This is a genomic window from Kitasatospora sp. NPDC094028, from assembly GCF_049543595.1.
Lineage (GTDB): Bacteria > Actinomycetota > Actinomycetes > Streptomycetales > Streptomycetaceae > Kitasatospora.
The window spans coordinates 41,548-50,661 of the sequence record NZ_JBMVFA010000027.1; the positions used below are offsets into that span (position 1 = coordinate 41,548).

Sequence of the window (9,114 nt, forward strand, 5' to 3'; positions counted from 1 at the left end):
TTCGGTTCAGCGGGTGTGGGCGGTGCAGGGGCATCGGCCGGGGGCTGTGCGCTGCTCGTGCACCGCGATGCGGGCCCGGGGTGTGGTCACGCGGTCGGCCGGGCCGCCGACGCGCCACGGGCCGGGGCCGGCGGCGGGGAGGGTGAGGACGGCGCCGTGGAAGTAGTGGCGGCGGCCGGTCCACCGGCTGCTGGCGGTCTTGCTGGTGGCGATCAGCATCAGGCCGTTGTCGTGGTACTCGACGACCGCGCCGGGCTGGATCTCGTTGGCCGGGGTCATGGTGGGTGCCCTTTCGTTGGGGTGTTCGGTGCTCTCCGAACGGGGCGGCGCAGGGTGGAGGGTGCTGCGCCGCGGGGCGTTGTGTCGCGTCCCTCGGAGCCCGGGGCTGTCGGGCCCGGGCCCCGAGGGCGGGTCAGAGGTCGACCGTCAGGGAGCCGCCCGTCTCGGCCGGCTCCCGGTCGGCGAGGGCGACGACCGCGATTTCGAGGAACGGGGCCTCGGAGTAGTCGGCCACCACCGTCCGGCCCTCGCGGTTGTGGAGGGTGATGTTCGAGAGGTCGTAGCGGCCGGTGAGGTCGGATCGGGCGGGGATGACGGCCCGGGCGAACGCGTCGCCGACGATGGCGTGCAGTTCGGCACGGATCAGGGCGTTGAGGTCGTCGATCGAGTGGTCGGTGAAGAGCGGGAAGGCCATGGGGTTGGGGTCCTTTCGGCGGCGGGTGGTCGGGGGTCAGCAGTTGGCGGCGGGCGGGTAGTCGTCGGGGTCGGGGGCCTGGTCGGTGGCGTAGAGGTGGCGGACGATCGCGGCCGCCTTGGCGGGGGTGGGGGCGTTGACGCCGTAGGACTCGAAGCCCTGGTGGTCGAGGGCGATGGTCAGGGCGTCGCTGGCGGTGACGCAGAGCGGTTCGGGGAGGACGCGGACGACGGTCATGGCGCCGGCGGCGTCGACGTGGATGGCGACGCGCATGGGCTGGTCGGCGAGCGGGGTGGGGGTGATGAGCAGGGCGATGGTGAGCAGGCGCAGCAGCACGAGGGGTTCTCCGGAGGTGGGGTGGGGCCGGGTGGTGTCCGGCCCCGGGGGCGACGGTCGGTGCGGGTTAGGCGGCGAGGGCGTGCGCGGGGCGCAGCGGGCCGCCGGCGATCCGGTCGAAGGCGTTGATCGCGTCGCGGTTCTTCGCGGGCCGGTAGATGGCCAGGAGGGCGTCTACCTGGGTGGGGGTGTAGAGGGTGACGTCCTGGGGGCGGGGGCCCTTGGGGGTGTTGATGGTGCGGGTGAGGATGCCGGCGGAGGGCAGGCCGTGCTGGTTGGCCTTGCGGGTGGCGGCGCCGTTGTAGCGGTGGGCGTGGTCGGGGTGCATGCCGCGTGCGATGAGGTGGGTGGAGAGGGAGCGCACGGGGTTGGTGGCGACGGCCTTGATGGCGCGTCGGGTTTCGCGCAGGTGGCGCAGCCGGCGGCGAAGGCGGGTCTTGCGGGTGGGTTCGGGCGTGGTGGTGCTGCGCATCGCGGGTGTCCTTTCGGTGGTGGCGGGTGCTCTCCCGCCGGGGCCGGTGGTGCTCGGCCGGTGTGGTTCCCACCGTAGGACCCCATCGCCATAACTGCAACATGAACAATGAATCTCATTGATTTTGGTCGAATGCCTTGTGCTGATCATTTCCGTTGTTACAGTTGTGGCCATCGGCGGGGCAGCGCCCGCCACCACCGGAAGGACACCCATGCCCGCGACGCAGCAGACCACCGGCCACACCTTCGAACGCGCCGTCAGCGAGGCCCGCGCCAACCTCGACTACGCGGTCACGCAGCTGGTCCTCGACCGCTTCCCCGGCGGCATCGTCAACCCGTACGAGGGCCCGATCGCCGGCCGCGTCTGCCTCCAGTGGGAGGGCCCCGGCCGCTCCTTGGAGACCGTCATCACCAACGGCTACGACGTGTGGATCAGCGCGCTCCTGCCCGAGCAGGACGCCGACACCCTGGTGAACGCGGCGCTCGACCCCGACCCCCAGCGCTACGAGAGCCCCAGCACCCCGAGCGGACGCACCGGCAGCATCACCAACGCCTACCCCGGCCACATCCACTTCATGGACCACGAGGACGGCACCCCCGCCGCCCACCACGCTCTCCGGCTCGGCGACGGCACCGCGCGCGTCAGCCTCGAACGCGTCCCGCTGGACCGCACCCTGCTGGCGCTCACCACCCTGCACACCTGGCTCACCTCGACCAGGCTGCCCGCCACCGCCCGCTGACCCGCCCCCGCTGCGCCCCGGGCGGCATCGGCCCCGGGGCGCAGCCCCGCCGGAACAGCACCCGGCACCACCGGAAGGACACCCACATGCCTGACCAGCTCCACCCCGCCATCGCCCAGATCCTGGCCGCCCAGCACGCCGCCGGCCTTCCGGCCGTCGTGGCACCGGCGGACGGCGGCGGCGACCAAGTCTTCGTCCACGGCCCGGGCAACACCTACGCGCTCATCGGCTGCGACGAGGTTCTCCCCGCCGAGGACGAAACGATGGAGGCCCTGCACTGCCAGCTGTACGCCCCCGATGATGACGACGACGTGATCGTCGTGTTCCACCGCTGCACCGACCCCGCGTGCAGGAGCGCCGAGTGCGGCGAGGGCGCCACGCTGGACCCGGCGCTGCTGGCGGCCGCGCTCGCCGACGCCCTCAACTCCCGGCGGCCGGCCTACATCCCCAACCGCTCCGACTACTTCGACCGCGAGGGCATCCGGTACAGCGCCGCCTTCACCCCGGCCGAACACGAGGTCACGATCCTGCGGGACGTGCGCGGCGGTGTCTCGGGTCCGTTCGGCGACCACCCGGCCACCACGCTCGCGGACGCCGAGAACGTGCTGAACGGACTCGGGTACGCGCCGGCCACGGAGTGGGCGGGGCCGACCGTCAACGGCGACCTCTACTGCTACCTGCTGCGCCTGCCCGCGTAGGTCCGCTCTACCGGCTGCTGCCGCTCGCGTTGGCCGCAGCCGGGTTCGCCGTACCCCGAACCGCCCCGCGCGTGCGCGTGCGCGCGTTGGGGCGGTCGCAAAAGTCGCAAAAAGCACAGTCTCTTCACAATGGAGGTCTTCATGTTCAACCTGGATGCCGTGGTGGTTGCAGGTCCGGTTGTCCGGCCGGGGGTTCGCCTGACGACGAAGCTGCTGGCGGAGAAGGGCCGGTTCCCCGTGTGGCGGGAGGGCGGCCGGCCGGGGTTCTCGGTGGCCCCGGTGGGGCCGGGCGGCGGGGTGGACGGCGCGACGGTGCGGGTGTGGTGGCACCGGCTGCCGTCCCCGTCCGAGGATCAGGCGTTGGTCGTCGCGGAGCGGTTGGCGATGACGGAGCAGCTGCGGCGGTTCCTGGTGGCGAACCGGTACGCGGTGCGCTACTCCCCGGACCGGTCGACGCTGCTGCTGCTCAGCACGGTGGAGCAGCGGGTCGAGGACGGGAAGGCCCGACACCGGGAGACGGGGGTGATCACCGAGGCGGACCGCAGCGTCTTGCCGGTGCCGATGCCGATCCTTGACGGCCGTTGGGACTTCGGCGTGTGGAGCATGGGCGAGGTCAGCTTGGGGGGTTTCGTGCTGGCGCAGCACGTCGCGGAGGCCGTGGCGCTGGCCAGCCGGCGGCGTCTCCCGGTGGTGGTCGGGGGCGACGGCTCGTTGTGGTTCGGGGAGCGGGAGGTGTACCGGCGCCAGCCCGGCGGGCCGGAGGCGGAGCGGTGGACGCCGTACGCGGTGCCGAACGAGTTCCTGGATGTGCGGCGGGAGCACGGGGACGTGGCCCGGCAGTGCGCGCGGGCCCTGATGTCGAACCGTGGGGCGCGGTGGCGGGCGGTGGTCACCCTGCCCGGCGGGGGCGTGGAGGCCGACGAGGTGCTGGACCGGAGGTGGGCGGCTCTGGAGTTGGAGAGCCTGCTGTCGTTCGACTTCGCCCGGGTGGAGGTGAGCAAAGCCGGCGCGGTGCGGTCGTGGCGCCTCGGGGGCGGCCTGATCACGTGGGCCCCGGAGGAGTAACTCACCTCCCGGCGTGGGGCGTTGTGACGCACGACACCCTGTCGCATTAATCATTGGCGATGTTACAGTTATGGGGCGTCGGGGAGAGCACCCCGGCGCCCCACCGAAAGGACACCCGCACCATGACCGTGAGCCTGATCAAGCCGAACGCCCCCCTCTACCGGATCGAAGCACCCTTCGACCTGGTCGACCTTGTCCGTACCACGTCGGCCGCCCTCGGGCCCGTGTGGGTCGCCAGCGAGCAGCACGATGTCGTCTTCCTCACCCACCCCTCCGGCCTCCGGGTGCGCATCGAGGGCAGCCACGAGGAGGAGCGCGACTCCGGCATGTTGAACATCGACGTCGACGCCGGCGGCGAGCCGATCGGCGAGTGGCTGCTCCGGCGCTTCGAGCCGAACGAGGACGAGGACGAGGACCCGGTGGTCCTGTGGACGCCGTTGGACACGGCCGGCCGGGAGCTCGCGGAGATCGCCCGCACCGCGCTGGCGAGCGCCACCCGGGCCGTGAGCCTGCCCGGCGCGTTCGCCGAGTGGCTGAGCGGCACCGGCGCGATCCTCGGTGACGACGACGTGGACCCGATGTGCAAGGCGCTGCGCCTGGCGTACGAGAACCGCGAGGAGATCACCGAGGGCCAGGACGAGCTGATGGTCGTCACCGGCAGCCCGACCGTGATGCGCATGATCGCCGAGTACGCGACCACCCTCCTCAACATCTCCGAGAACGGGGAGGCGTCGCCGGCCGAGGTCGACGGAGCGGGCAAGGCCCTCGACCAGGCCCGCGAGGCGCTGGACAGCCTCTCCAGCGAGCCGTACCACGACCCGGCCAGGACGACGCCCGCCACGGCGGAGCGGGCGCTTCCCGGGGTGGTGTGCCGCCTCGGCCAGCCGGAGCCCGCCTTCACGCCGCCGGCCGACGCGGACCCGATCCCCGCTGGGAGCACCGTCTACGACGCCATGCCGGGGCGTCAGCTCAGCCCGAACGCGCTGTGGCCCGTCCCCGCTGAGCTGCCCTTCGGCGACTTCCTCATCGAGGTGCGCAACGGCCTGCGCTGGGAGCAGCCGGCCGCCGACGAGCCGCAGATGATTCCCCGGGGCCGGGTGCTGCGCATCGTGCGCGAGCAGATGAGGCAGCAGCCGTTCACCCGGGCGGCGGTCACCGAGACCGGGGCCGTCTACATCTCCACCGGCGCGCTGGCCGCGCGGTACCTGCCGCTGCGCCCGTACCGGGCCAGCGACGGCCGTCCGGCCGGGCCGGAGGACGCCACCGCCACGGCCTACCTGGTGGACCACCCGCACCCGCAGGTGGACGAGCGTGTGTTGCGGTCCGGTGCCTGGTTCTCCGCCGAGCTGGGCCGCGTGATCCGCGAGTACGGCGCCGCGGCCGCGTTGGAGCCGGACGGCTCGATCCGCTTGACGTTCCCGTACGGCGGCGTCGTCGAACCGCGCCCGGTGCTGCTGGCGACGCCGGCCGACGCGGAAGGCCACGTGCCGTGCGAGCGCTGCGGCCTGTGGGCCCGCGAGCACCACGTCAGCTGCTCCCACCACTGCGAAACCTTCCTCCCCGCCAGCTGACCGGCCGTCGACCGCTCGGGGTGCCCCGCCTGTTCGGGGCACCCCGAATCACCTGATCTTGAGAGGCCCGCTGATGTACCGCACCAAGGGCTACGTGCCGGCCCGCTACGTCCTGACCTGCCAGATGGGCGTGATCGTCTCCGACCACCCGGGGGAGTGCGACCGGCTGGGCGGTCAGGTCGTCGTCGTCCCCGACGTCGCCGTGACCCATGTTGGGGCGGGCTGGCAGTGCTGGTCCGATGGCGTCACCACCTCGGGCCTGTGGGCCGGTGTCCGCCCGCTGTCCCGGCTCGCGCCGCCCGTCGTCGCCGGCCGGTTGCACGGCAGCGAGTTCCTCGCCGAGGCGTACCTGACCAAGGGGTGGACGTTCACCGCGACACCGGCGGAGGCCCCGCCCGTCGACGGCCTTCGGGCCGCTCTACTGAACGCCAGCGCGCAGCGTGGGCTCGTTCGCGCCGTCCGGGTCCACGACGAGGACGTTGCGGACGACGCGGAGAACGGCGACCGGTACTGGTCGAGCGTCGACGAGTACGTGTACGGCGGCGGCCACACCTTGTACGTGGCCACCGCCGGCGCCCGCCGAGTCGACGAGGACGACCCCCGCCTGGAAACGAGCAGCCTCGTGTTCCCCGGCGCCGGTGAGGCCGTCGAGTGGGCACGGGAGGAAGCCCGCTATCTCGTCGGCTGAGCAGCGTCGACACGAACCCGCCGTGGGGAGAGCACCCCCGGCCACCGAGAGGACACCCCCGATGAACTGCGCCGTCCTGCTGCGGAGCCCCGGCTCCGCCGTACTGCACCTGCCCGCCCCCGGACAGGACCCCACCCGGTCCTTGTGCGGGCGTACCGCGCTCGACCCGGCCGGGGCGCTCGGCACCCGGGATGCCGTGTGCCGCCGCTGCCCGAAGGCCCGCGCCGCCGGCGCGGTGCTGCTCGCCCTGGCCGACCGCACCCTGATCCAGACGTCCGGCGGCAAGGACAGCCTGGCGGCCGCGATCGTCGTCATGAACGCGGCCCGGCAGACCGGCACCGTCGACCGGGTGATGATGGTTCACGCCGACCTCGGGGAGGCCGAGTGGCCGGGAACCCGTGAGCTGGTCGAGCGGCACGCCGCGTTCTTCGGCGTCCCGCTGACCGTCCGCGCCCGGGCCGGCGGCTTCATCGGCATGGTCGAGGCGCGCGGCATGTTCCCCGACGCCAAGCGGCGCCTGTGCACCTCTTCGCTCAAGCGCGACGTCTTGGCCGTGGTGTTCACCGAGGTGACCGTTGCCCTCGGGGATCTCGGCCGCCCCGCACTGCTGCTGACGGTGATGGGCTTCCGGGCCGAGGAGTCGCCGGCCCGCGCGAAGCGGGATCTGCTGTCGATCGACCGGCGCGCGAGCAACGGCAAGCGCATCGTACTCCAGTGGAACCCGGTGCATGCGTACGACACGGCGAAGGTGTGGCGCAGCATCGCGGCGGCCGGCGTCGAGTACCACCCCGCGTATGACATGGGGAATCGAAGGTTGTCGTGCACCTTCTGCATCTTGGCCGGGTTCGAGGACCTGGTGCGCGCCGCCCGGCTGCGCCTGACGCTTGCCGCCCGGTACGTCGCGTTGGAGGCCGCCGTCCAGCACCAGTTCCGGCCGGACGTGTCGATGGCGGAGGTGTACGCCGAGGCCATACGGCGCGGCCCGCTGACCGGCTGGCGGATCGGCGACGTACTCGCCCGCTACGTCGGCGCGGCCGCCGCCGACGACTACCGCCGCCGGTACGAACTCGCTGCCTGACCGCCCCCTCTTCGACGGCCGGCCAGCACCGCCGGGCCGGCCGTCTCCCCCTACTGAGAGAAGGAACCCTGATCATGGCCCATACCGCTCTGCAGATCACCCGAGCCGTCGCTCGTGTCCTCGGTGACGGCTGGACCGCGATAGCCGCCGGTTCCGCCGCCCTCGCCAGGCTCGAAGGTCCGGACGGACTGTGGCTGAACGTCCAGGTTCTCCACGGCATCAACCGCAGCATCCGTTTCGAGGCCCGGTCGAGCTTCGAGCACGCCTCCAGCCCCTACATCGGAACGACCCGCACCACGGACGACATCGAGGGCATCGCCGAGTGGCTTCGCAACCGTGCGCTCCCCGACTGGAAGGAGCGCACGGCCCGCACCGGCCGGGCGGTGGCCGCGCTCGCCTTCGTCACGGCCGAGATCACCAGGCTGTTCCCCGACACCACGGTCGACCCGGGCGCCCGCCCGGGCCTGGCCAGCATCCGGTGGTCGGGCGGCGCCGCGCACGTACGCGGTCGCGGTGACGGCACCGTGGACTTCACCAAGATCGAGCTCACCGAGATCGACGGGTGGGCCGGCCTGCGGGTGCTCGCGGCGTTGGGCTCAAGCCGGACGACGGCGTCGGCGGCCGTCGCCGGCTAGCAGGTGTTTCCGCCTGGCGACCACGTGCGTCGAGCAGACACCCCACCCGGCGCGCAGGTAGCACAGGCTGGCGAAGCGTATGCGGTGAACCTGCCGTGTACGCAAGGATGATGAGGCGGCGGCGAGGAAGCCGACCCGTCCGCCTTCGGGTGGACGGGTTCCCCGATTACCAACGGCCCCACGCGCTCCGTGGCGGTCGAGGAGGACAAGGCGTGAACAGCTATGAACGGAACTTCTCCGCCGGGCGGGACCGTGAGCTTGACCCCGTGATGCAGTGGCTCCCCCGGCTGTACAGGGCCGCTGCCAAGCGCACGGGGGCCCTTGAGCACCAGGCGTCGAAGAAGTACCCCGGCATCTTCGATCTCCTCGACCGGCACCGGCAGGCGCACGCGCAGGAGTGGCCGTCGTGGTGCTGGATGCCCATCGGCCGGGTGTTCGACATCGTTGAGGCCGGCTACCCGGCGCTGCACGGAAGGCCGAGCGGCCTACCGGCCGAGGTTCTGGCGCTACGGGACAGCGCTGTCCTGGCGGCGATCGGCGCGTGGCGCGCCGCCGGCCGGGCGAGCGTCAACTTCCACGACAGCCTTATGCCGCAGATGGAGGCCAGGGCGAACCGATTGCCTCGGGACCTCCCGGGCCGGTGGCCGGTTCCGGGCGTCTACATGACCTCGGAGAGCCCGCACGGCGCGGACGGGGTCTTCCTCCACCTGGAGTGGGATGAGAAGGAGCAGCGCACGGAGTTCCGGCAGGTCCAGGACATGCAGCCGAAGCCGCGGTTCGACGACCTGTTCGTGCAGCCCATGCACATGGTCGGCAAGACGATCACCGACGCGTTGGAGGCGACGTGGGCGGCGACCTTCATGAAGGCCGACCAGGCGCTCGGGCAGGAGATCCGGGTGCCGGTGACGGGTGCGGACACGGAGCTCCGGGGGCTGGCTGCGCAGCAGGCCCGGCATGTGGGGGTGTTCGTCGCGGCGGCGGACATCCTGGCCTCCGCGCCGCCCGGAGGCGTCGATGACGCGGCGGCGGTACTCGAACGCGCTGATGGCGCTGAGTGGCCGCCGCGGCCGGACGGAAGCAGCGATATGAGGCTGTGGCTCGTGCCGCCGGGTGCGGCGCTGAGCTGACCGAACCAGCT

The 9,114-nt window shown here is 72.4% G+C and carries 12 protein-coding genes; 8 read left to right on the forward strand and 4 right to left on the reverse strand.

The window, feature by feature from the left end:
* Positions 1–6: 6 nt before the first annotated feature.
* The 4 genes from ACPC54_RS30545 to ACPC54_RS30560 form a co-directional block, all read right to left on the reverse strand.
* Entirely contained in the window at positions 7–279 is a 273-nt protein-coding gene (locus ACPC54_RS30545) for a hypothetical protein (protein WP_498969429.1), read from the reverse strand.
* A 133-nt stretch (positions 280–412) separates the two neighbouring features.
* Positions 413–694: a hypothetical protein gene (locus ACPC54_RS30550; protein ID WP_498969431.1), complete on the reverse strand. Its 282-nt coding sequence runs from the start codon at positions 692–694 to the stop codon at positions 413–415.
* 36 nt (positions 695–730) lie between these two features.
* The gene (locus ACPC54_RS30555) at positions 731–1,030 is read right to left on the reverse strand and encodes a hypothetical protein (RefSeq protein ID WP_498969433.1); all 300 of its coding nucleotides are present in this window, start codon (positions 1,028–1,030) and stop codon (positions 731–733) included.
* A 67-nt stretch (positions 1,031–1,097) separates the two neighbouring features.
* Entirely contained in the window at positions 1,098–1,502 is a 405-nt protein-coding gene (locus tag ACPC54_RS30560; RefSeq protein WP_498969435.1) for a hypothetical protein, read from the reverse strand.
* A gap of 211 nt (positions 1,503–1,713) precedes the next feature.
* On the opposite strand from ACPC54_RS30560, the gene ACPC54_RS30565 reads away from it, so the two are divergent.
* The 8 genes from ACPC54_RS30565 (at position 1,714) to ACPC54_RS30600 (ending at position 9,103) form a co-directional block, all read left to right on the forward strand.
* Positions 1,714–2,241 (forward strand): hypothetical protein, encoded by a 528-nt coding sequence (locus tag ACPC54_RS30565; protein WP_498969437.1) that lies wholly within the window; start codon positions 1,714–1,716, stop codon positions 2,239–2,241.
* Positions 2,242–2,327: 86 nt separating this feature from the next.
* Positions 2,328–2,939 (forward strand): hypothetical protein, encoded by a 612-nt coding sequence (locus ACPC54_RS30570; RefSeq protein ID WP_498969439.1) that lies wholly within the window; start codon positions 2,328–2,330, stop codon positions 2,937–2,939.
* Positions 2,940–3,080: 141 nt separating this feature from the next.
* Complete coding sequence (locus tag ACPC54_RS30575; protein ID WP_498969441.1) at positions 3,081–4,004, forward strand: hypothetical protein; 924 nt, start codon at positions 3,081–3,083, stop codon at positions 4,002–4,004.
* 122 nt (positions 4,005–4,126) lie between these two features.
* Entirely contained in the window at positions 4,127–5,575 is a 1,449-nt protein-coding gene (locus tag ACPC54_RS30580; RefSeq protein WP_498969443.1) for a hypothetical protein, read from the forward strand.
* Positions 5,576–5,648: 73 nt separating this feature from the next.
* Positions 5,649–6,263 (forward strand): hypothetical protein, encoded by a 615-nt coding sequence (locus tag ACPC54_RS30585; RefSeq protein WP_498969445.1) that lies wholly within the window; start codon positions 5,649–5,651, stop codon positions 6,261–6,263.
* Between the two features lie 61 nt (positions 6,264–6,324).
* Complete coding sequence (locus ACPC54_RS30590; protein WP_498969447.1) at positions 6,325–7,341, forward strand: phosphoadenosine phosphosulfate reductase domain-containing protein; 1,017 nt, start codon at positions 6,325–6,327, stop codon at positions 7,339–7,341.
* 74 nt (positions 7,342–7,415) lie between these two features.
* Complete coding sequence (locus ACPC54_RS30595; RefSeq protein ID WP_498969449.1) at positions 7,416–7,976, forward strand: hypothetical protein; 561 nt, start codon at positions 7,416–7,418, stop codon at positions 7,974–7,976.
* A gap of 212 nt (positions 7,977–8,188) precedes the next feature.
* Positions 8,189–9,103, forward strand: coding sequence for a hypothetical protein (locus ACPC54_RS30600; protein WP_498969451.1), 915 nt, complete (start codon positions 8,189–8,191; stop codon positions 9,101–9,103).
* Positions 9,104–9,114 lie beyond the last annotated feature (11 nt).

Bases quoted from the DNA above. Each gene is read 5' to 3' on its own strand.
- ACPC54_RS30545 (WP_498969429.1), bottom strand. From the start codon at position 279: ATGACCCCGGCCAACGAGATCCAGCCCGGCGCGGTCGTCGAGTACCAC.
- ACPC54_RS30550 (WP_498969431.1), bottom strand. From the start codon at position 694: ATGGCCTTCCCGCTCTTCACCGACCACTCGATCGACGACCTCAACGCC.
- ACPC54_RS30560 (WP_498969435.1), bottom strand. From the start codon at position 1,502: ATGCGCAGCACCACCACGCCCGAACCCACCCGCAAGACCCGCCTTCGC.
- ACPC54_RS30565 (WP_498969437.1), top strand. From the start codon at position 1,714: ATGCCCGCGACGCAGCAGACCACCGGCCACACCTTCGAACGCGCCGTC.
- ACPC54_RS30570 (WP_498969439.1), top strand. From the start codon at position 2,328: ATGCCTGACCAGCTCCACCCCGCCATCGCCCAGATCCTGGCCGCCCAG.
- ACPC54_RS30575 (WP_498969441.1), top strand. From the start codon at position 3,081: ATGTTCAACCTGGATGCCGTGGTGGTTGCAGGTCCGGTTGTCCGGCCG.
- ACPC54_RS30580 (WP_498969443.1), top strand. From the start codon at position 4,127: ATGACCGTGAGCCTGATCAAGCCGAACGCCCCCCTCTACCGGATCGAA.
- ACPC54_RS30585 (WP_498969445.1), top strand. From the start codon at position 5,649: ATGTACCGCACCAAGGGCTACGTGCCGGCCCGCTACGTCCTGACCTGC.
- ACPC54_RS30590 (WP_498969447.1), top strand. From the start codon at position 6,325: ATGAACTGCGCCGTCCTGCTGCGGAGCCCCGGCTCCGCCGTACTGCAC.
- ACPC54_RS30595 (WP_498969449.1), top strand. From the start codon at position 7,416: ATGGCCCATACCGCTCTGCAGATCACCCGAGCCGTCGCTCGTGTCCTC.